The 22511-nt window shown below is 34.0% G+C and carries 25 protein-coding genes; all 25 read left to right on the top strand.

The features are described from left to right. Positions 1 to 10: 10 nt before the first annotated feature. The 25 genes from topA (at position 11) to fliP (ending at position 22466) form a co-directional block, all read left to right on the top strand. On the top strand, positions 11 to 2080 hold the full coding sequence (gene topA, locus EPK97_RS01305) for a type I DNA topoisomerase (protein WP_162034794.1): 2070 nt from the start codon (positions 11 to 13) through the stop codon (positions 2078 to 2080). 407 nt (positions 2081 to 2487) lie between these two features. Continuing rightward, the gene (gene trmFO, locus EPK97_RS01300) at positions 2488 to 3813 is read left to right on the top strand and encodes an FADH(2)-oxidizing methylenetetrahydrofolate--tRNA-(uracil(54)-C(5))-methyltransferase TrmFO (protein WP_162034793.1); all 1326 of its coding nucleotides are present in this window, start codon (positions 2488 to 2490) and stop codon (positions 3811 to 3813) included. A gap of 246 nt (positions 3814 to 4059) precedes the next feature. Continuing rightward, positions 4060 to 4602 carry an ATP-dependent protease subunit HslV gene (hslV, locus tag EPK97_RS01295; RefSeq protein ID WP_162034792.1) on the top strand — a complete coding sequence of 181 codons (543 nt, stop codon included), beginning with the start codon at positions 4060 to 4062 and terminating at the stop codon, positions 4600 to 4602. A 14-nt stretch (positions 4603 to 4616) separates the two neighbouring features. Continuing rightward, positions 4617 to 6014, top strand: coding sequence for an ATP-dependent protease ATPase subunit HslU (gene hslU, locus EPK97_RS01290; RefSeq protein WP_162034791.1), 1398 nt, complete (start codon positions 4617 to 4619; stop codon positions 6012 to 6014). A gap of 27 nt (positions 6015 to 6041) precedes the next feature. Continuing rightward, the gene (codY, locus tag EPK97_RS01285; protein ID WP_162034790.1) at positions 6042 to 6818 is read left to right on the top strand and encodes a GTP-sensing pleiotropic transcriptional regulator CodY; all 777 of its coding nucleotides are present in this window, start codon (positions 6042 to 6044) and stop codon (positions 6816 to 6818) included. Positions 6819 to 7074: 256 nt separating this feature from the next. Then, positions 7075 to 7482 (top strand): flagellar basal body rod protein FlgB, encoded by a 408-nt coding sequence (flgB, locus tag EPK97_RS01280; protein WP_162034789.1) that lies wholly within the window; start codon positions 7075 to 7077, stop codon positions 7480 to 7482. Next, the gene (flgC, locus tag EPK97_RS01275) at positions 7482 to 7934 is read left to right on the top strand and encodes a flagellar basal body rod protein FlgC (RefSeq protein WP_162034788.1); all 453 of its coding nucleotides are present in this window, start codon (positions 7482 to 7484) and stop codon (positions 7932 to 7934) included. The genes flgB and flgC overlap by 1 nt, the downstream gene beginning before the upstream one ends. Before the next feature lie 85 nt (positions 7935 to 8019). Next, complete coding sequence (fliE, locus tag EPK97_RS01270) at positions 8020 to 8325, top strand: flagellar hook-basal body complex protein FliE (RefSeq protein ID WP_338075634.1); 306 nt, start codon at positions 8020 to 8022, stop codon at positions 8323 to 8325. Positions 8326 to 8366: 41 nt separating this feature from the next. Then, entirely contained in the window at positions 8367 to 9995 is a 1629-nt protein-coding gene (fliF, locus tag EPK97_RS01265; RefSeq protein ID WP_162034786.1) for a flagellar basal-body MS-ring/collar protein FliF, read from the top strand. A 14-nt stretch (positions 9996 to 10009) separates the two neighbouring features. After that, entirely contained in the window at positions 10010 to 11017 is a 1008-nt protein-coding gene (fliG, locus tag EPK97_RS01260; protein WP_162034785.1) for a flagellar motor switch protein FliG, read from the top strand. Next, positions 11010 to 11825, top strand: coding sequence for a FliH/SctL family protein (locus tag EPK97_RS01255; RefSeq protein WP_162034784.1), 816 nt, complete (start codon positions 11010 to 11012; stop codon positions 11823 to 11825). The genes fliG and EPK97_RS01255 overlap by 8 nt, the downstream gene beginning before the upstream one ends. Then, positions 11818 to 13143 (top strand): flagellar protein export ATPase FliI, encoded by a 1326-nt coding sequence (fliI, locus tag EPK97_RS01250; protein ID WP_162034783.1) that lies wholly within the window; start codon positions 11818 to 11820, stop codon positions 13141 to 13143. The genes EPK97_RS01255 and fliI overlap by 8 nt, the downstream gene beginning before the upstream one ends. 5 nt (positions 13144 to 13148) lie before the next feature. After that, the gene (gene fliJ, locus EPK97_RS01245; protein ID WP_162034782.1) at positions 13149 to 13580 is read left to right on the top strand and encodes a flagellar export protein FliJ; all 432 of its coding nucleotides are present in this window, start codon (positions 13149 to 13151) and stop codon (positions 13578 to 13580) included. A gap of 40 nt (positions 13581 to 13620) precedes the next feature. After that, on the top strand, positions 13621 to 14520 hold the full coding sequence (locus EPK97_RS01240; protein ID WP_162034781.1) for a MotE family protein: 900 nt from the start codon (positions 13621 to 13623) through the stop codon (positions 14518 to 14520). Positions 14521 to 14556: 36 nt separating this feature from the next. Further along, positions 14557 to 15936 (top strand): flagellar hook-length control protein FliK, encoded by a 1380-nt coding sequence (locus tag EPK97_RS01235; RefSeq protein WP_162034780.1) that lies wholly within the window; start codon positions 14557 to 14559, stop codon positions 15934 to 15936. Between the two features lie 29 nt (positions 15937 to 15965). Beyond that, positions 15966 to 16523, top strand: a complete 558-nt coding sequence (locus EPK97_RS01230) for a flagellar hook capping FlgD N-terminal domain-containing protein (protein ID WP_162034779.1) — start codon at positions 15966 to 15968, stop codon at positions 16521 to 16523. Continuing rightward, positions 16523 to 16906, top strand: a complete 384-nt coding sequence (locus tag EPK97_RS01225) for a TIGR02530 family flagellar biosynthesis protein (RefSeq protein ID WP_338075633.1) — start codon at positions 16523 to 16525, stop codon at positions 16904 to 16906. Before EPK97_RS01230 ends, EPK97_RS01225 begins: the two co-directional genes overlap by 1 nt. Before the next feature lie 86 nt (positions 16907 to 16992). Next, positions 16993 to 17823 carry a flagellar basal body rod protein FlgG gene (gene flgG / locus EPK97_RS01220; RefSeq protein ID WP_162034778.1) on the top strand — a complete coding sequence of 277 codons (831 nt, stop codon included), beginning with the start codon at positions 16993 to 16995 and terminating at the stop codon, positions 17821 to 17823. A gap of 136 nt (positions 17824 to 17959) precedes the next feature. Then, positions 17960 to 18181 (top strand): flagellar FlbD family protein, encoded by a 222-nt coding sequence (locus EPK97_RS01215; RefSeq protein WP_162034777.1) that lies wholly within the window; start codon positions 17960 to 17962, stop codon positions 18179 to 18181. Further along, a complete protein-coding gene (locus tag EPK97_RS01210) occupies positions 18181 to 18618 on the top strand; it encodes a flagellar basal body-associated FliL family protein (RefSeq protein ID WP_162034776.1) in 438 nt (145 codons plus the stop codon). The genes EPK97_RS01215 and EPK97_RS01210 overlap by 1 nt, the downstream gene beginning before the upstream one ends. A gap of 31 nt (positions 18619 to 18649) precedes the next feature. After that, positions 18650 to 19648: a flagellar motor switch protein FliM gene (gene fliM / locus EPK97_RS01205; protein ID WP_162034775.1), complete on the top strand. Its 999-nt coding sequence runs from the start codon at positions 18650 to 18652 to the stop codon at positions 19646 to 19648. Then, positions 19641 to 20825 (top strand): flagellar motor switch phosphatase FliY, encoded by a 1185-nt coding sequence (gene fliY / locus EPK97_RS01200; RefSeq protein WP_162034774.1) that lies wholly within the window; start codon positions 19641 to 19643, stop codon positions 20823 to 20825. Before fliM ends, fliY begins: the two co-directional genes overlap by 8 nt. A gap of 16 nt (positions 20826 to 20841) precedes the next feature. After that, positions 20842 to 21204: a response regulator gene (locus tag EPK97_RS01195; RefSeq protein WP_162034773.1), complete on the top strand. Its 363-nt coding sequence runs from the start codon at positions 20842 to 20844 to the stop codon at positions 21202 to 21204. Between the two features lie 31 nt (positions 21205 to 21235). Beyond that, a complete protein-coding gene (locus tag EPK97_RS01190) occupies positions 21236 to 21796 on the top strand; it encodes a flagellar biosynthetic protein FliO (protein WP_162034772.1) in 561 nt (186 codons plus the stop codon). After that, positions 21789 to 22466: a flagellar type III secretion system pore protein FliP gene (gene fliP / locus EPK97_RS01185; protein WP_162034771.1), complete on the top strand. Its 678-nt coding sequence runs from the start codon at positions 21789 to 21791 to the stop codon at positions 22464 to 22466. Before EPK97_RS01190 ends, fliP begins: the two co-directional genes overlap by 8 nt. Positions 22467 to 22511 lie beyond the last annotated feature (45 nt).

Below are 22511 nucleotides of genomic sequence, written 5' to 3'. Positions count from 1 at the left end.
GGATGAGACTATGGCGGATTCATTAGTCATTGTTGAGTCACCAGCAAAAGCAAAAACCATAAGTAAATATTTGGGAAAAAAATTCATCGTTAAAGCTTCAATGGGACATGTTAGAGATCTTCCTAAAAGTCAAATTGGCGTTGAAGTTGAAAATCAATTCTCTCCTAAGTATATTACCATTCGTGGAAAGGGTTCAATTCTTAAAGAATTAAAAGATGCTAGAAAAAAGGTTAAACGAGTATTTCTTGCAGCTGACCCTGATCGAGAGGGTGAAGCAATTGCTTGGCACTTAGCACACTATTTAGATGTATCAGAAAAAGAATCATGTCGTGTTGTTTTTAATGAAATTACGAAAGAGGCAGTGAAGGACGCCTTTAAAACGCCAAGACCGATCAATATGGATCTGGTGAATGCACAGCAAGCTAGACGTATATTAGATCGATTAGTAGGTTATAAAATTAGTCCTTTGTTATGGAAAAAAGTGAAAAAAGGACTATCAGCAGGGCGTGTTCAATCTGTAACCGTAAAATTAGTTATAGATCGAGAAAACGAAATTAATGAGTTTGAACCTAAAGAATATTGGTCTATTACTGCTCAATTATCCATTCATGGTAAAACCTTTGAAGCGAAATTCCATGGAAAAGATGGTAAAAAACTCGAATTAAATAGTGAAGCTGAAGTCAATGAAATATTACAATTAATAAAAGACGCGAAATATATCGTGAAAAATGTAAAGGAAAAGGAACAGTTTCGTAATCCAGCACAGCCTTTTACTACCAGCTTACTGCAACAGGAAGCTGCTAGAAAATTAAACTATAGAGCTGCTAAAACGATGCAAGTCGCTCAGCAGTTATACGAAGGTGTAAATATAGGTAAAGGTGGAAGTGTAGGATTAATTACTTATATGCGTACAGATTCACCACGTATTTCTCCAGTTGCACAGGAGGAAGCTAAGTCTTATATAAAAGAAAAATATGGAGATAAATTTGTTCCAAATAAACCTAGAGTTTATGGGAAAAAGAATTCAAATGCTCAAGATGCACATGAAGCCATAAGACCTACTTCAACTTTGAGAGATCCAGCTAGCATAAAGTCTTATTTAAGTAGAGACCAGTTTCGATTATACAAATTGATTTGGGAAAGATTTGTTGCAAGTCAAATGGCATCAGCGATATTAGACACGATGTCTGTAGATATTGAAGTTAACAACACAACATTTAAAGCAAGTGGATCAAAGGTTAAATTCCAAGGTTTTATGAAGGTATATGTTGAAGGGAACGATGAAGGAGTTAAAGAGGATCATAAATTTCTACCTGAGTTAAAGTCAGGTGATGTTCTTGAAAACAACAAAATTGATCCTAAGCAACATTTCACTCAGCCACCTCCACGATACACAGAGGCAAGACTGGTTAAAACTTTAGAAGAGTTAGGAATTGGTCGTCCCAGTACTTTCGCACCAACACTAGATACCATTCGTAGAAGAGGTTACGTAGCACTAGAAGATAAAAAATTCGTGCCTACCGAGATGGGAGAGCTTGTGATCCAGTTGATGGAAGAGTTTTTCCCTGAAATATTAAATGTTGAATTTACTGCCAACATGGAAGATGAACTCGATGATATTGAAGAAGGAAAAGAATTTTGGGTGAATGTCCTTGAAGAATTTTATTCCCCATTTAAAAAGAGACTAGATGTTGCAGAAGAAGAAATGAAAGAAATTGAAATTGAAGATGAAGTTTCCGATGAGATATGTGAAAAATGTGGACGTCATTTTGTTTATAAAATGGGGAGGTTCGGAAAGTTTCTAGCATGTTCAGGGTTTCCAGATTGTCGCAATACAAAACCTATTGTGAAGGATATAGGTGTCACCTGTCCATCATGCAATAAAGGTCAAATCGTTGAACGAAGAAGTAAAAAGGGCAGAGTGTTTTATGGTTGTAATCAATATCCTGAATGTGATTTTGTTTCTTGGGATAAACCTACCGATATTAAATGTCCGGATTGTTCTGCACATTTAGTTGAAAAAAGAAACAAAAAAGGGACTTACTTAAAGTGTTCTAATTGTGATTACAAAAAAGAGTAATCACTAGAGGGTGTTCAAAAAGTCCACTTTTGCCAGCACAGGACGTGCTGGTACTACATTAGACTTGTACAGGATGTACTGATCCATCATTAGTCACAGGACGTGACTGGTTTTCAGTAGTGATCACGAAACATCTCTTAGGAAGTATATCGACGTCGAATAGACTATACCCAAAAAAGTGAAGAAGCACGGTGTAGCTTAAACCTATTACTTTTTCGGTCCCGAACATCCAAGGAAGATGTCCGGTGTGTATGTAACAAACAGCAATCCCATGTTTCGGGGTCCCCCAAAACGTACTAGGAAATTACATCGATGATTAACTTCACTTTTTGGGGTAATCTAAATGTTCGCACAATCTTCTCGGTGCTGAAAACTGAACTTTTAGTCATTGCTAGGGGGAAAATAACTTGTCAGATAAACAACAACATGTGAACGTAATCGGGGCAGGGCTTGCAGGAAGTGAAGCGGCTTGGCAAATAGCTAGCCGAGGTGTTTCTGTTACTTTATATGAAATGCGTCCTGTGCGCCAGACCCCGGCTCACCATACAGATAAATTTGCTGAGCTTGTTTGCAGTAATTCATTAAGAGCAAATAATTTAACAAATGCAGTTGGTATTTTAAAGGAAGAAATGAGGAATTTTGATTCCATTATTATCAATAGTGCAGATCAAAATCAAGTACCTGCTGGTGGAGCGCTTGCTGTTGATCGAGATGATTTTGGGGAATCAATCACGAGTACTTTACGTAATCATCCACTTATTGAAGTGAAAAATGAAGAAGTTACGGAAATACCAGAAGGGACAACCATTGTAGCGTCAGGACCGCTTACCACACCAGAGCTTGCTGATAAAATCAAACAGCTGCTAGGACAGGAATACTTTTATTTTTATGATGCTGCAGCACCAATTATAGAAAAAGACTCTATTGATTTAAATAAGGTTTTTTATGCATCACGTTATGATAAAGGCGAGGCTGCATATTTAAATTGTCCAATGAATGAAGAAGAATTCAAAGGGTTTTATGAAGCATTAGTTACAGCGGAGACTGCACCTGTAAAAGACTTTGAAAAAGGAATGTTCTTTGAAGGGTGTATGCCTATCGAAGTGATGGCAGGTAGAGGTGAAAAGACCATCTTGTTTGGACCTATGAAACCTGTTGGTTTGATTGACCCTATTACTGGAGAACAGCCTTACGGAGTAGTTCAATTACGACAAGATAATACTGCTGGTACACTGTATAACATGGTTGGTTTTCAAACTCATCTAAAGTGGGGAGAACAAAAAAGGGTGTTTTCAATGATACCTGGACTCGAGAATGCTGAGATCGTTCGTTATGGAGTGATGCATCGCAATACATTTATTAATTCTCCTCAACTGTTAAAACCGACATACCAATACCGAAATAAGGAGAATTTGTTTTTTGCAGGTCAGATGACTGGGGTTGAAGGATATGTTGAATCTGCGGCTGCTGGATTAATTGCAGGAATTAATGCTGTAAAAGTAGCTAAAAATGAGGAAACTTTAGTATTCCCAAGAGAAACTGCATTAGGTAGTTTAGCAAATTATATTACAACAGCAGATTTTAAGCACTTTCAACCAATGAATATGAATTTTGGTTTATTTCCACCATTAGAACAAAGAATTAGAAATAAAAAGATGAAAAATGAGATGATTGCAAATCGCGCGATTGATGAAATTAAAAAATTTAAAAATCAGATCGAAACTAACTTGTAAGACAAACTTTATTTATGATAAAATTAGGATGTTTTAGCAACACGACATATCTTACTGTATACTAATATTAAGATCTCCTTTAGGAGGTTTTTTTAAAGAAAACTTCATGATATTTAAATATAGTATGATCGAAAAACTTAACCTTAGGTTACTTAATCCCGCAAATATTTTTTTGTGGGTTTCACTTTTTGGTTATTTAAATTCTAGATGTTCAACTTTATGGGGGATATGAGGGAGGTTTTATTGATGAATCAAGGATTTCATGCTACGACGATTTGTGCTGTACGCCATAATGGTAAAGGTGCGATAGCTGGAGACGGTCAAGTTACATTTGCAAATAGTATGGTGATGAAGCATCAAGCAAAGAAAGTTCGAAGATTATATAAAGGTAAAGTTGTTGCAGGTTTTGCAGGTTCCGTTGCTGATGCCATTACGTTATTTGAGAAATTTGAAGGGAAACTAGAAGAACATCAAGGTAATTTACAACGATCTGCAGTAGAGCTTGCAAAAGAGTGGCGATCTGATAAGGTACTCCGAAAATTAGAGGCAATGATGCTTGTGATGGATGAACATTCCTTATTGTTAATTTCAGGGAATGGAGAAATCATAGAACCTGATGATGATATACTGTCCATTGGTTCTGGGGGTAGTTTTGCCCTAGCTGCTGGAAGGGCTATGAAGCGACATGCAGATCATATGGACGCAAAACAAATAGCTGTAGCTTCTTTAGAGCTTGCAGCAGAGATTTGTGTATATACTAATAATAATATTATTGTAGAAGAGATTTGATAGGAGGGATGAGTATGAATAATCAAGCATTAACCCCTAAAGAAATTGTGGAAGAATTAGATAAATATATTGTTGGGCAAAAAAATGCGAAAAAATCAGTGGCAGTTGCTTTAAGGAACCGATATCGCAGAAGTCAAATTGAGGAAAATATGAGAGATGAGATTGTTCCAAAGAACATTTTGATGATCGGTCCAACAGGAGTAGGGAAGACGGAAATTGCTAGGAGATTGGCAAAATTAGTTGATGCTCCTTTTATAAAGGTAGAAGCCACTAAATTTACTGAAGTAGGTTATGTAGGTAGAGATGTTGAATCCATGATCCGTGATCTTGTTGAAACCTCAATCAGAATGATTAAAGCAGAGAAAACAGAAATAGTAAAAGAAAAAGCAGAAAAGATGGCTAACGATAAAATTGTGTCTTTATTAGCACCTTCAAAAAACAAACCCAAAAATCAAAAAAATCCTTTAGAAATGTTTTTTGGCAATCAGAATCAAAAAGTTGAAGAGGATGAGAATGAAAGTACAGATGATCTTACTAGTAAGAGATCCTCTTTAAAGGAAAAACTTCAAAAAGGACAACTAGAAGATGAAGTGATTGAAATCAATGTTGAAGATAATGCACCTTCCATGTTTGATATGTTTGCTGGTCAAGGGAATGAGCAAATGGGCTTTAATATGCAGGAGTTATTCGGTAATATTATTCCTAAAAAAACAAAAAAACGCAAGCTCCCAATAAAAGAAGCAAGAAAGATTCTAACACAGCAAGAAGCCCAGAAATTAATTGATATGGATGAAGTCATACAAGAGTCAGTGAATAGAGCTGAGCAACTAGGGATGGTATTTATTGATGAAATCGACAAAATTACGATTTCAAACCGAGGGTCAGGACCAGATGTTTCAAGAGAAGGCGTTCAAAGAGATATTCTACCTATCGTTGAAGGCTCCACCATAATGACCAAATATGGACCTGTTAAAACCGATTATATACTGTTTATTGGTGCAGGAGCTTTCCATACATCAAAACCTTCGGATATGATCCCAGAACTACAAGGGAGATTTCCAATTCGTGTGGAGTTAAATAATCTTACATTGGAACAATTTGAGTTGATATTAAAAGAACCTAAAAATGCACTGACAAAACAATACACAGCACTTCTTGAAACGGAAGGAATTAAAGTAGTGTTCTCAGAAGAATCTATTACTGAGATCGCAAAAATTGCAGCAGAAGTGAATCAAAACACAGATAATATTGGTGCGAGAAGGTTGCATACGATATTGGAAAAATTGCTGGAAGACCTGTCATTTGAAGCACCGGATTTAAATTTGGAGTCTTTTATTATCACACCCGAATATGTAAATGAAAAATTAATGGATATTGCTAAAAATAAAGATTTAAGTCAATACATTTTATGATGTAGCAATTTAGGAGGAAATAGCAGGATGAGACTAATACGCAAAACCCGCAAACTGAACAAGTTATTGCAAAAGGCTGCGGGTAAAGCTGTGAACTTTACTGAAATGTCAGAAGTACTTGATGGAATAATAGATGCAAATATTTTTGTTATTAGTAGAAAAGGAAAAGTATTGGGAAGATCAATTTCCAATCCTTTTCAAACAGATGAATTAAATAAAATGGTTTACGAGGAACATCGTCTAACGCAAGACTGCAATGAATTGTTTTTAAAAATTTATGAAACGGTCACAAATGTCGACATCAATAATTCAACTGACCCAATGATACAAAAATTAGCAGGTATATTTGAAGGGTTTCATATTACTATTGTCCCTATTATTGGAGGCAGAGACAGACTTGGGACTTTAGTATTAACAAGAATGGGAGAAAAGTTCGATGATGACGATCTAATTCTTGCAGAATATGGATCTACTATTATAGGAATGGAAATTTTGAGGGAAAGATCCACAGAAATTGAAAAAGAAGCAAGAAGTAAAGCTTCCGTTCAAATTGCGGTTAGTTCACTTTCCTATAGTGAATCTGAGGCTGTTGAATATATTTTTAACGAACTGGATGGATATGAGGGTTTATTAGTCGCTAGTAAAATTGCAGACCGTGTTGGTATAACAAGGTCTGTTATAGTGAATGCTCTCCGAAAATTAGAAAGTGCGGGTGTGGTTGAGACAAGATCTCTTGGAATGAAAGGGACTTACATTAAAATATTAAATGAGCAATTACCTGAAACAATTGTTAACGCACATTAAAAAAATAGTGTTATTTATACTTATCCAATTTTTATAAATAATTAAGAATAGGTTCATTCTGAAAAAGTCCTTATTTCAAAAATAGGACTTTTTCCTTATTGTGTAAGTTTTTTTGCAGGATTAAATTATAGAGTATAGCTTATTCGATAATAAATGATATTTTTTTTGTTTATTTTGTCGAAAAATAAAGGGATATTATCGATATTTGTTGAATAGTTTATCATTATAAACACTATATGTTAAGGCGGTTGTTACATTGGAATTATTAGTAAATCAATCCTTCAAATTGTTGGAGCGTTCAGTAGATGCATCCACATTAAAACAGAATGTGATCACAAATAATATTTCAAATGTAGACACGCCCTTTTTTAAAAGGTCTGATGTTCAATTTGAATCATTATTACAAAAGGAAATGAATAAAAATACAAAATTTGAAGGTGCTAGAACTCACAGTAAACATTTTGCTATTGGTAATGAACAAACGACAATTGAACCAAAGGTAGTAAGAGATGATAACTCTATATTTAATAACAATAATAACAATGTTGATATTGAATACGAAATGGCTTTATTAGCTGAAAATCAATTGAGATATAACTTGTTTATTCAACAGTTGAATCATGAAATTAAACAAAAACGCTTAGCGATAGGAGGTAGAGCTTAGTGAATTTGACAAATAGCTTTAATATTAGCTCCTCAGCATTGACAGCACAACGATTAAGAATGGACATTATTTCTTCCAATATAGCTAATGCTGAAACGACAAGAGGTAAGTTGGTTGAGGGAGAATGGGTTCCATATCAAAGAAAAGTAGTCGTTACAGAAGCCAATGATCCACCTTCATTTGATAAGGTGTTTCAATCTAAATTAAACAGCAACTCTGTTGGGAATGGAGTTAAAGTTACTCAAATAGTTGAAGATCAGTCTCCATTTAAGCGAATATATCAACCAACACATCCTGACGCAAATGAAGAAGGATTTGTATACATGCCGAATGTAGATATACTGAAGGAAATGGTAGATATGATTTCGGCTACACGTTCCTATGAAGCAAATGTAACAGCATTAAATGCATCAAAATCAATGTTTATGAAAGCATTAGAAATAGGTAGATAAATCGAGAAACTTAATAAAGTAGTTTTTCTTTACTTTATTATTATCGGTTAGTATTTAAATAAAGTTAAATATGGGGGAAGAAACAGTGATTAATAAGGTATCCCAACAGCCCATGGAATTCAATGGAACTGGTATAAAAAATCAACAAAATATAAGTGGAACCGACCTAAGTAAGCAGTTTAGCAGTTTTCTCAATAATGCAATTCATGATATGAATCTAGAAGAAAAAACGGTAAGTCAGTTGAATTCTCAATTTATTCAAGGTGGAAATGTTGATCCTCATGAATTATTAATTGCTTCTCAAAAGGCTTCTTTAAGTTTGGAGTTAACAGTTGAGGTACGAAACAAAGTAGTAGAAGCATATCAAGAAATAATGAGAATGCAAATTTAAACAACTTAGCGAATGGTTATTGATATTTGTGAGGTGACAAGGTGAACGAAACAATTAGTCGTTATTGGGGGAAAGTACTTCAATTTTGGAAACAGATAAGTTTAAAACAAAAGATAATGATGGGAATCCTTTTCCTCGTAACACTACTGATAATAGCAATCGTTATTTTTAACTTATCTAAAACAGAATATTCATTGGCATACACTGAATTGACACCTGCAGATGCAGCGTCAATTCAAGAATATTTAAATTCAAACAACATACCATATCAATTTTCAAATGATCTAAAAAGTGTAGGTATACCAAGTACATATTTAACTGACGTAAAATTAGCTGTAGCTTCACAGGATTTAATTGTTGATGGTTCCCAGGGTTTTGATATATTCAAAGAAAATATGTCTACTTTTGGTGGCATAACAGAAAATCAATTTGAAATATTAAATACCGATGCTCGAGCAGGGGAGATTGAGCAATTGATTAATGCCATTGAAGGTGTTAATTGGTCAAAGGTGGTCTTGAATCTACCGGAGGAAAGTGTATTTATCTCACCTTCAGGTACAGAAGACCAATCCTATGCTTCGGTAATCGTCAGTTTTAAAAGAAATTATAGAATTGAGCAACCTATAGTAGATACAATATATAATTTAGTGAGAACAAGTGTCAGAGACTTACCTATGGAGAATATAACGATTTCATCTGATTTAACGGGTGAATTACTTCCTTCATCTAGAACAGATACGAGCAGTGGTATTCAAACAGGTGTTGCAGTACAACAGATGCAAATCAAAAAACAGTATGAGTTAGAAATTCAGAGAAATGTTCAAAATTTCTTGAAACAAATCTTTATTGGAGATGAACATATCGCAGTAAATGTATTCTCTACATTAAATTTTGATCAAGTTAATACTCAAGAAATAAGATTTGAGCCTTTTGATGATGATGATCAGAAGGGGATTGTAAGAAGTATAGAGGAAATTCAAAAATCATATACAGGTGAGGATAATCCTTCAGGTGGTATAACCGGAACAGGTGATAACGATATCCCTAACTATGTTGCTACTGATAATAATGGTGTGACTAGTGAGGAAGAGAGTGAAAGTAGAATCAATTATGAAATTGATGAGATCACAAGCTCTATCATTAAAAGTCCATATATAGTCCAAGATTTAACGATTTCTGTAAGTATACCTTCTTTAAGTAGTGTTGATCCTGATAATGAAGATCAAATGATTGCGATAGAAGATTTAACAGAAGAAGTTGAAAATCTATTAGTGAATATTGTATCTGCTTCTTTGGCAGATAGTGGGAAACAGTTCACTGAAGATCAAATCACAAAAAAAGTAACAGTGCTCTCACATCCTACCGATGGTGGAGGGAATTTAGGTAATGAAACTCCTTGGTGGCGTGATCCAGAAAGACTTGGAATGTTTGGTGGTGCTGTAGCTTTAGCATTAGTAGCTGGTGGAGCATTTGTAGCATTTAGAAGAAAACAACGTGAAAATCTATATGAACAAGAAGAATTTGCTTATACTTCTGAGAATGATCTTCCTAACTTGGAAATTCCTACTAAGGCTGTAGATGATGAAGTGAAAAGACAATTAGAACATTTAGCAAAAAGTAAACCAGATGAATTTGTAAAAATATTACGGACTTGGTTAGCAGATGAGTAGAAGGAGGATATATTATGGCTAAGGCACTGTTATCAGGAAGACAAAAAGCTGCCATTCTTTTAATCTCTTTAGGAACTGAAACATCTGCGGAAGTTTTTAAACATCTAAAAGAAGAAGAAATTGAACAGTTAACATTGGAAATTGCAAATGTAAGAAAAGTGAACAGTATTGAAAAAGAGAATATTATGAGTGAGTTTTATCAAATTTGTATTGCTCAAGATTATATTTCTCAAGGTGGAATTAGTTATGCTAAAGATATATTAGAAAAAGCATTAGGTCATCAGAAAGCAGTTGATATTTTGCATCGCTTAACGTCAACACTGCAAGTGAGACCTTTTGACTTTGCAAGAAAAGCAGAACCGGCACAAATACTTAACTTTATTCAAAATGAAAATTCTCAAACGATAGCTCTAGTACTGTCACACCTCGATTTTGAGAAAGCATCAGTAATTTTATCTTCACTTCCTCAAGATAAACAGGCTGATATAGCTAGAAGAATTGCAACGATGCAAAGTACTACTCCTGAGGTAATTAGGCAAGTAGAACGAATTCTTGAACAGAAACTATCTGCTACAGTGAGTGAAGATTATACTTCATCAGGAGGTATTGATGTTATCGTTCAAATTTTAAACGGTGTTGACCGTGCAACTGAGCGTACTATTTTAGAATCAATGGAAATTCAAGACCCAGTCCTCTCAGAAGAAATCAAAAAACGCATGTTTGTATTTGAGGACATCGTGAATCTGGACAATCGATCTATTCAACGGATCATCCGTGATTTAGATAATCATGATTTACAACTTTCATTGAAAGTATCAAGTGAAGAAGTACGAGATGTAATTTTCAAAAACATGTCAGGTAGAATGGTTGAAACCTATAAAGAAGAAATGGAATTTATGGGTCCAGTTCGATTGCGTGATGTAGAAGAAGCACAAACTCGAATTGTATCGGTCATTCGTCGACTTGAAGAAACGGGAGATATCGTTATTTCAAGAGGTTTGGGAGATGATATCATTGTCTAATCTCATTAAATCTACTAACTATATATCTTTAGAAGACAAAAAAAAGTTAAAATTATCAATTACATACAAAGAGGACTTAACTCAAATTGAGGAAACGGAACAAAATATTGAGGAAGATGCTGAGATCTTGTCCATAAGAGATGAGATATTGAAAGAAGCACAAGCGATAGCAAGTGAACAAATAGAAAAAGCAAAAACTGAGGTTGCTGCTATAAAAGCAGAGGCTGAAAATGAAATCAAGTTATGGTGGTCTGAGAAAAGAGAAAAGGATGAAGATATTGTTCAAGAAACAAAAGCAAAAGCAGTTGAGCAGGGTATTAAAGAAGGTACTGAACATGCAGTAGAACAAGTAAAACAACAATATTCTGATTTGATCAACGAAGCAAGTTCTATTGTTAATACAGCTTACAAAGAGAAAGAGAAAATTATTCAAGAAGCAGAGCCATTTCTGGTCGATTTGAGTTGCGCCATAGCTGAAAAGGTGATACATAAAGAACTTCATGATTCTAAAGAAACAGTCATTCAAATGATTAGTAAAGTTTTAACGAGAAGAAATGAAGAAGGGATTATAAAGTGTTGTGTTGCACCAGATCAGTACAAATACATAAAAGATGCAAAAGAAGAACTACTCCTATCATTAGATCCACAGGCTGAATTGCAAATAGTCCCTGACGCTAGTTTAAGTGGTTTTGACTGTGTTGTTCATTCTTCATTTGGAAGTATTGACGCTAAGATAGATACACAACTATCAGAAATTAAAAATCAGTTGAATGAAATAACAAGAAAACGTGATGAACATGATGGATAAAATCAACCTTAATGTAGAGAAATATATTGAGCATCTAAATCATATTGAAACCGTTCGATTTAATGGAAAGGTTACACAAGTTATTGGTCTAACTGTTGAGTCTGAGGGACCAGAAGCAAAGATTGGAGATGTTTGTTATATATATCCTGACCGACACATTAAACCAGTCTTAGCTGAAGTTGTAGGTTTTCGAAATCATAAAGTCATATTGATGCCGATCGGTGATCTAAATGCAATAGGACCTGGCTGTGATGTGGTTAGTCTAGGTAAACCTCTAAATGTTAAAGTAGGTCATGAATTATTAGGAAAAGTATTAAATGGGCTTGGAGAACCATTAGATGGTTCTAAACTTCCTTCTAATATGACGTCGTATAACACAAATAACTTACCTAATAATCCATTGAGCAGACCAAGAATTACAGAACCAATTAGTGTTGGCATTCGAAGCATAGATGGGCTGCTCACTGTAGGAAAGGGGCAGAGGGTAGGTATATTTGCAGGATCAGGTATTGGGAAAAGCACGATTCTAGGAATGATTGCTAGAAATACTTCTGCTGATATCAATGTAATAGCTTTAATAGGAGAACGTGGTAGAGAAGTAATGGATTTTATTGAAAGAGATCTTGGTCCAGAAGGGCTAGCTAAATCAGTTGTTATCGTAGCCACTTCGGATCAGCCAGCCTTAGTACGTATGAAGGGTGCGCTTATAGCAACTACAATTGCCGAGTATTTTAGAGATCGTGGTTTGAACGTCATGTTAATGATGGATTCAGTAACCCGTTATGCAATGGCATTAAGAGAGGTTGGATTAGCAGTAGGCGAACCACCTACGACAAGAGGATATACTCCTTCAGTATTTGCAAATCTTCCTAAACTGCTTGAGCGTGCTGGTACAAGCTCAAAAGGTTCCATTACAGCTTTTTATACTGTATTAGTAGATGGGGATGACATGAACGAACCTGTTGCAGATACAGTACGAGGGATCTTGGATGGTCACATTGTATTGGATCGAAATTTAGCAAATAAAGGTCACTACCCTGCGATCAATGTATTATCCAGTGTAAGTCGTGTAATGAAAGAGATCGTGTCTAAAGATCAGCAACTATCCGCAGATCACTTAAAACGTCTGTTGTCTGTTTATACTGAATCAGAGGATTTAATTAATATCGGGGCATATCAGAAGGGTTCAAATTTAGAGATTGACCAATCATTAAATTATATGCAGGATATATTGGGTTATTTGCAACAATCAACGGATGAAAGAGTTACTTTTGAAGATGCTAAGCAATTATTATTAAATCAATTTAGTAGGAGTTGATGATATTGGTTTATAAATACCCAATGCAGAAGATCGTTGACTATAAAAATAATTTGAAAACACAAGCGGAATGGAAGCTAACTAAAGCAATAAGTCAATTAAATTCTGAAAATGAAAAATTGTCTAGATTGCAAAATCAAAAAAATAATCAATATCAGGAACTATATTCTACATTCAAAGATAAAACCCCTATTTCAGAGTTGCAAAATATGTCCAGCTACATCTTGTTATTAAATCATCATATACAAAAACAACATGAGGGTTTGAAAAATGCCGAAGTGGCTGTGAGTAATAGCAAAGATGGTTTGAAGAGACAATTGATAGATGAAAAAGTCTGGGTGAATGCAAGAGAAAAATCATATACAGCACATATGGAAAAAAATTCAAAAAAGGAAACGATGGAGCTAGATGAAATTGCAATACGTGTTCAAAGATAAATATCAGCTAGAAACAGCATATATGATAGGAGGGTTATAGGTGGATGATATAAAAATAGAAGGATCATCTATGAGTTTGTTTTCAAAAGTATTTTACTGGTTTTTGATACCTGTTATTTTTACCACCATACTTATTTTTGTATTACTTTCGATATATGACTTCAGTGTGCTAAATATGGTTTTAAAAGCCGGCAATAAAATTCCATATGTAAAAACCCTAGTACCAGATGTCGAAGAATCAGATATTGAGGTTACAGCAATGTCAGACGAGGAAAAAAATGAAATATTAATACAGTCTATAGAACTAGAATTAGATAAAGTACAAACTAAATTGGTGAAAGAAGTAGAAGAAAATGCTGAGAAAGATCAAGTAATAAACGAATTACATGCAAAAATCGATTTATTGGAAGATCAATTAATTGATAAAATAACTCTGGATGAATATGATGCAAAAATTAAAGAAACATCTAAAATATATGCGGATATGATACCAAGTAAGGCTGCATCCCTATTTGAAAACTTAACGATGAGTGAAACAGTGCTAATGTTAAATGTAATGAATAAAGATAATCAGGTTAAAATCTTAGAAAAAATGAATCCGGAAATGGCTGCTGAAGCATCCATTCTTTTGAAGGATACCGTTTCAGTTAAAGATCAACAAATTGCTGCTTTACAAGCAAGGTTGAAAGAGATGGAAAATAGAAAACGAAAAGATGAGCCTTTAACAAGTGAAGAATTAAGTTTAACGATCTCAACGATGGTTCCAGAAAATGCGGCTTCTATATTATTAGAAATGAAAAAGCAGAATCAAGAGTTAGTTTTAGATATATTACGTGAGACAGATACAGGACTTCGTTCCAATATTATACAAGTTATTTCAGAAACATCTGAAGCAGATGCTGCAGAATTTTTAACTTTATTAGCAAAAGAAAAACCATAAGTTTATTCATACTTTAATTGAAAGGAGGTGAGATACATGATGCAGACGCCTTTGATACATCATTTAAGCAATAATTCAAATCGTTCTATATTAAATAGTTCTTCAAATGTAACAACGAACACATCAAATGTTGGTTTTATGGCAACATTGACCGCTTTAAATGAAGTAAACCAAACACAAGAAGAAGGTTTAATAAATTTAGAAGCTATTCCTATGGATGAGCTATTGCAATCTATCTTTTCAGAATTGCTGTCCCTCGATTTATCTAGTCTTAATCAATTGATTGATGCTGAGAGTAGTGACGAGGAAGCGAACATTAAGATAATTGAGCAGTGGTTAGAAGATTCTGATTCTAAACAATCGTTTTTGACGGTAATTGCACTATTAAATCAGTTAAGTCAACTAGTTGAGGAGCCTCTTTCTCTGCAAGGGAATATGGCAGATAAATATGGAGACTCTCCGCTTGAACTTAAAAATCTTGCAGATCCTTTACATAATATGCAACCTAAAAAAAATAGTAGTGCTAAATTAAATTTAATTGATTTATTAGATATTTCACCTGAAACATTGGAATTAATGAATAAGCTAATAAATGACACCGATAAAAAATCATCTTTGCAATTTATTCAGTTGTTTAACGTTATATCAAAAACAACGGTTACAGATCTTGAATCCATGGATGTTTTGACAGATCAAGAATTGTTAAATATATTGCAGAAAACATTAAAAGTTTATCAATCAAATTCATCTGAGTATTTTAAATCATCTTTTCCAAATGAACAGACTTCATTTGGAAGGTTAGAACAACCAATTTCTTTAATGAATCAAATCATATATCAAACAAATGCCATACCTGATGAAGGGGTAATACAGCCACTGGGAAATCATAATATTGGTACTGTTTTTAATAATGATGTGATCCAATCCACAAATGCAGAAGTAGTAAAACTACCAATTGAAGCACAAAAGTTTACACAAGAGATGAGTCAATTTGTATTTAAAACCATAAGGTTTTCTCAATTTAATGGTATAGCTGAAGCTAGAATTTCATTAATTCCTCAGCAATTAGGTCAAGTAGATGTTCATATGAAACTGGAAAATGGACAGTTAGTTACTCAGTTTATGGCAGATAAATTGATAGGAAAAGAGATGATTGAAAGTCAGTTGCCTCAATTAAGATTGGCTCTACAAAATCTTGGTATTCAGGTTGATAAAGTCGAAGTGGTTCAAATGGATTCTACTTCATCTTCACAGTTGTTTCAGGGTGAGACAAACCAGCAGTTTTCACAGCAATATAAACAACAAGATCAGAGCTCTGATAAATACGACAATTTTTTAAATGAAGATTTGGAGATAGATATGTTAAATGAAAGTTTAACGAAAATTAGTGGTAGAGGATTTGATGTGACCGCATAAATAAATAATTATTTGAAGGAGGCAAGGACATGTCCACCTATATACCTGGAGTCACTAATGTGTGGCCTAATTATTCATCAGTGAATCAAAATATTTCTACATCTGAAGAACAAAACAATCTTGGGAAAAATGAGTTTTTAACTCTTCTTGTTGAACAATTGAAATATCAAGACCCTTTAGAACCTTTAAACGACCAAGAGTTTATAGCACAGATGGCTCAGTTTAGTTCTTTAGAACAATTGATGAACATGACTGAAGAAGTTCAACTATTACGTCAATCTATCGGAATTTCCTCAGATATGATTGGAAAAGAGATTTCGTATAGTTATTTTGATACTTTGTCGCTTGAGGTAATAACTAAAACTGGACTTGTTGAATCAATCAGCATTAAAGATGGGGCACAGTTTGCAATCGTTGAAGGGGAAGAAATTCCTTTAGATTATATTACTAAAATTTCAGAATCCACTATTTCCAACGAACCTGTTATTGATGAAGGTATAAATAGTAATGATAACACAGAAATTGATTCAACCATTGATACTATTGAAGAAACAATACTTGAAGATGATGATGGAGTGGATGAATAGTGATTGATCGAAAAATGATAGGTCATTTACAAACAAATCAAATTCCACCAAATATAAAAAATAAATCTCAATCCTTATCAAAACAGAACAATAATCATCAAACTTTTGAAAAGCTGCTTCAAGATGAGATGTTAAATTTCAGCAACCATGCAGAGCTGAGGTTAAAACAAAGAGGCATCCAGTTACAACCTGATCAGATTCAAAAAATAAACAAAGCAATAGATAATGCTTCTGCAAAAGGAGCTCAAGATTCTTTGATATTATTTGATAATACAGCATTTATTGTTAATATCAAAAATCGAACAGTTGTAACAGCTATCGATAGTAATTCCTTAAAAGATCATGTTTTTACAAAAATTGATAGTGCTTTAGTTATAAAATAATATACTAGGCTGGACCTTATAGGAGGCCTATGGTTGTGGACCGACAGAAGCAACCAATTCAATTATAAATAGTGGGAGTGAGCTAAATGTTAAGATCTTTATATTCAGGAATATCTGGAATGCAAGGCTTTCAAACAAAATTAGATGTCATTGGTAATAATATCGCAAACGTGAATACAACAGGTTTTAAGGCTGGAAGAGTGATGTTCCAAGACGTATTAAGCCAACAAATTTCAGGTGGAACAGCTCCAAACGATGTAACTGGTGGTAGTAACGCAAAGGAAATCGGTCTGGGTGTTACTGTTGGAGCGATCGATACGATCCATACTCCTGGTAGTGCAATGACTACAAATGTACCAACTGATCTCAGAATTGATGGTGATGGATTTTTTGCAGTTGCACCTAATTCAGATGTTGAGACAGCTTATTTAACACGAGCAGGGAATTTTTCAATAGATGCTAATGGAAATATTGTTAATGCTAATGGTATGTTTTTGCTAGATTCCGAGGGAGAAATTATTACGATAGATACTGAAGAAGTGACATCATTTTATATTGCTCAAGATGGTGAAATTGTTTCTGTAAATGTGGATGGAGTATCAGAAGGAACTGACATTCGAATCGGAATTGGCAAAGTTACAAATCCATCAGGACTAGAAAAGTTAGGTGGAAACCTATACAGAGTTACTCCAAATTCAGATGCAGAAGCTGAAGATCCTTTGGATTTAATAGGGCAAGCAAATGATCCTGACACTGGGACAGGTTCTATTATCTCTGGGCAGTTAGAGATGTCAAATGTAGATTTAACTGCTGAATTTTCAGAAATGATTGTTGCTCAGCGTGGATTTCAATCTAATTCAAGAATAATTACTACATCTGATGAGATTCTTCAAGAGATAGTTAACTTGAAACGATAATCCAAGTAACTCCTCTTTACGACAAATAAGGAGAATATGAACTGTTAATACGGATAACTTGAAGTGAAGTTCAGTGGGTGAATGATGAATGACTATCCCACTGAATATGCTTCAAACTATCAATTGGGGGTAAATGATGATTACTGTGACTCGAATCAACGGAAAAAAAGTTTCTATTAATGCCTTACTAATAGAAACAATTGAAGATATACCTGAGACAATTATAACTTTAACCAACGGCAAAAAAATACTGGTTCTCGAAAAGGTAAAAGATGTGATAGTATTAATAAAAAACTACCTTCATGATATTGGTATTATGAATGCTGCGGTTAAATCCCAAAATGTGGAGGGATCATAGTGTCAAGAAATCTATTATTCTCACTCATTTTTATTTTGGTGTTTATTACTTTAATTATTTTATCAGCATTTATATTTTGGGATTGGGTCAAAAACGAACCCGTATCAACTGAGAATCCAAGTGCTCAAGAGATTCAAGAACTAACTGTTTTTATGGATGATGTAACAACAAATCTTGCGGATCTAAACTATTTAATAAGAATAAGTTTTGCGTTTCAACTTGATAATAAGGATGCAAAAGAGGAATTAGAAGCCTCAATACATATAGTAGAATCAAATGTCATTCGTTTATTAGCAGATACGAAAGCGAATGAGATGAGTGATAGTCAAGATTTAGATTTAATCATAAACAAGCTGAAGGATATCATTAATCCAATTCTAACAGAAGGTACATTAGAGCAAGTTCACATTACAGATCGAGTTGTTAGTAGGATATAACAGCGCTAACCGTGCTTAAGGAGTGGTTTAATTGGTAGATATTCTATCCCAGAATGAAATTGATGCTTTATTAACTGCTCTTTCTTCTGGTGAGATGGATGCAGAAGAGCTAAAAAAAGAGGAATCTGCAAAAAAGATACGAGCATATGACTTTAAAAGAGCGGTTCGGTTTTCAAAGGATCATATCAGAAGTTTGTCAAGAATACATGAGAATTTTGCTAGATATTTAACAACCTATTTTTCGGCACAATTAAGGACTTTTATGCAAATTAAAGTCGTTCAAGTTGAACAGTTGCCATATGACGAATTTATACGCTCTATTCCAAAAACGACGATTTTAAATATATTTGAAGCTGAACCTTTAAAAGGAAGGATGGTTTTGGAAGTACATCCTAATATTGCATACGCCATGATTGACCGTTTGCTTGGAGGCGTTGGAACTAATTCTTCAAATGTTACGACTTTGACAGAGATTGAAACCATGGTCTTAGAAAGAATATTTATAAGAGCGTTTGATAGTTTTAAAGAAGCATGGAAATCAGTGATAGATGTCACACCTAAACTCACTGCTTTGGAGACAAATCCGCAATTTATTCAAATTGTTTCTCCAAACGAAACTATCGCCCTTATATCAATGAGAACAAACATTGGAGATTTTTCTGGAATGATGAATTTGTGTATACCACATGTTGTCATTGAACCAATAATGTCTAGATTATCTGATCATCATTGGTTTATATCAGAAAAAAAGTCAGAAAAAAACCCTGTTGAAATAGAAGCTCTAGAGAGAAGAATACATAATACTACGTTACCTGTCGTTGCTCAGTTAGGCAATTCAAGTATATCCGTCCATGAATTTTTAAATATAGTAGAAGGCGATGTTATTAAATTAGATAAATCCATTCAAAGAGGATTGACCTTAAATATTGGTGACAAGGAAAAATTCATCGGAAGACCAGGTGAATTAAATGGGAAACTAGCAATAAAAATCGAAGAGATTTTAAACGAGGAGGAGGGTGGAAATGAATAGTAAAAACTTATTAACACAAGAAGAAATAGATGCATTACTTAACCAACCGTCCGAGCAAAATCAATCAATGGATATCCATCAATATTTATCTTCCTTGGAAATGGATGCTCTTGGTGAAATTGGAAATATCACATTCGGTAGTGCTGCTACAGCTTTATCAACATTAATTGGGCAAAAAGTGGATATTACAACTCCGAATGTTTCTATTGCTTTAAAAGAAGAATTAAAAAAAGAGTTTAAGCATCCTCATCTAGCAGTGCACGTAGAGTATATTGCTGGTTTGGAGGGAATTAACTTATTAGTCATTGCTGAAGAAGATTCAAAAATCATTGCGGATCTTATGCTAGGTGGTGATGGGACAAACGTTGCAGATAAAATAACTGAAATTCACATTAGTGCAGTTCAGGAAGCCATGAATCAAATGATGGGATCATCAGCAACATCCATGTCAACTATTTTCAACCGTACTGTAAATATATCACCACCAAGCATTAATGTTATAGACACGGATCATCAGAGAGATTTACCTTCAGATGATGTGGTTATAAAAGTATCTTTTAGATTGAAAATCGCTGATCTGATAGATTCAACGATTATGCAGCTAGTATCGATACCATTTGCTAAAAATCTAGTCAATAGTTTAATAGGGGGGGATGCAGAACAGAGTGAGGAACAAACAACCACTGTTGAAAATACATTACAATCAGATTCAGCATCTAATTTATCACAACCTGTACAACAATCTGTAAATCAACCTGTACAAAAAGAACTGGAAGTTAACAGATCATATCAAGAAATGAATCAAACCCATCAGGAACAACGGAATTTAGTTAATAAGAATCCTATGAACTCAAATGTTAACGTACAGCATGTTCAATTTGAAAACTTTACTCAAACTAATGTTACACATTCAGATCAAGTAAATTTGAATTTATTACTTGATATCCCTTTGAATGTCACTGTAGAATTAGGAAGAACTAAAAAAAAGGTCAAGGAGATTTTGGAATTAACGCAGGGATCCATTATTGAACTAGATAAATTAGCTGGTGAACCGGTAGACATTCTGGTTAATGACAAAAACATTGCCAAGGGTGAAGTGGTTGTCATAGATGAAAACTTCGGTGTCAGAGTAACTGAAATAATTAATCAAGTCGATCGACTAAACAAAATACAATAAATGCGGAGGGAATTATATGGCTAACAAAATTTTAATCGTAGATGATGCTGCTTTTATGAGAATGATGATCAAAGATATTTTATCGAAGAATGGGTTTGATGTTGTAGGTGAAGCGATTGATGGTTCACAAGCAATTGAAAAATATAGAGAACTGCAACCAGATTTAGTGACAATGGATATTACAATGCCTGAGATGGATGGAATTGAAGCTCTTAAAGAAATTAAAAAAATTGATCCTAATTCTAAGGTTATAATGTGTTCTGCAATGGGTCAGCAAGCAATGGTGATTGATGCGATTCAAGCCGGTGCTAAAGATTTTATAGTAAAACCTTTTCAAGCTGACCGTGTAATTGAGGCGATTAAAAAAACACTTAATTAATTGATACATCAATAGAAAGGATTGTTCATTTTTGGTTACGCTCAAAAATACAACCTATACTTTTAATAAACTAATGCCCCCTCTTCTAAAGAATCCTGGAGAGGGATTAACGGAACAATTTTTACTTGTTTTTTTTGTGTTGTTATCTATTATTGCTTTGATATTTTTAGTATTTAAGTTTCTATCTAAAAAAAATACTTGGTTGTCTAATAGTTTAATTAAACACTTAGGTGGAGTTAAACTTGGACAGAAGAATTCAATTCAAGTTATTGAGTTTGGTGGAGACATTTATTTGATTGGGGTAGGTGATGAGGTACAACTTATTGATAAAATTGATCAAATAGAAAAGATTAACCTTATTAAACAGACACTGAATTCTAATCAGAAATCCATCAATTTGGTGAACTTTAAATCATTATTCAATGGTCTGAATAAGAAGAACGCAGAGGAAATACATAATGAAAATCAGAGTAGTTCTACTTTTCACGAAGTTATTTATGAGAAAATGAATAACGTAAAAAAACGAAATCAAAAAATCGATTCTATGTTAATAAAAGATAAAAATAAAGATCGGGAGAATAAAGATGATTAACTCACTTACTTTGCCAATCATTCCCGAAATACCTGGAATCGAGCCTTCAAATACAGTTACAATTTTACTCCTCATTACTATTTTGAGTATTGCACCTGCGATTCTCTTATTGATGACTAGTTTTACTCGAATTGTAATTGTACTTGGCTTTGTCAGGACGAGTTTGGCAACTCAACAAATGCCACCCAATCAGGTTTTGATTGGTCTCGCATTGTTTATTACATTATTTGTTATGGCTCCAACGATAGGGGATATTAATGAAAATGCATTGCAACCGTTGTTAAAGGAAGAAATTGATCAGACACAAGCTTTTGTAAATGTTGCCAATGAAATGAAAGAATTTATGGTCCCACATACAAGGGATCAAGATTTGTTATTGTTTTTAGAATATGCCAATGTTGAAAAACCAGAAACGTTATATGATATTCCCCTTACTGCATTAATTCCAGCTTTTGCAATTAGTGAATTAAAGACCGCTTTTGAAATGGGGTTTATGATATTTATTCCTTTTTTAATTATTGATATGGTCGTATCCAGTGTGTTAATGTCCATGGGTATGATGATGTTACCGCCAGTTATGATTTCTTTGCCGTTTAAAATATTATTGTTTATTTTAGTAGACGGCTGGCATTTGGTAGTTAAATCATTGTTGCTTAGCTTTAATCCATAGCGCTTTAAGAGGTTGTTCAAAAAGTCCCCTTTTGCCAGCACAGGA

The sequence above is a fragment of the Chengkuizengella sediminis genome (assembly GCF_010078385.1).
In the GTDB taxonomy this organism is placed as follows: Bacteria; Bacillota; Bacilli; order Paenibacillales; family KCTC-33759; genus Chengkuizengella; species Chengkuizengella sediminis.
This window is presented reverse-complemented; position numbering and strand designations above follow the sequence as displayed.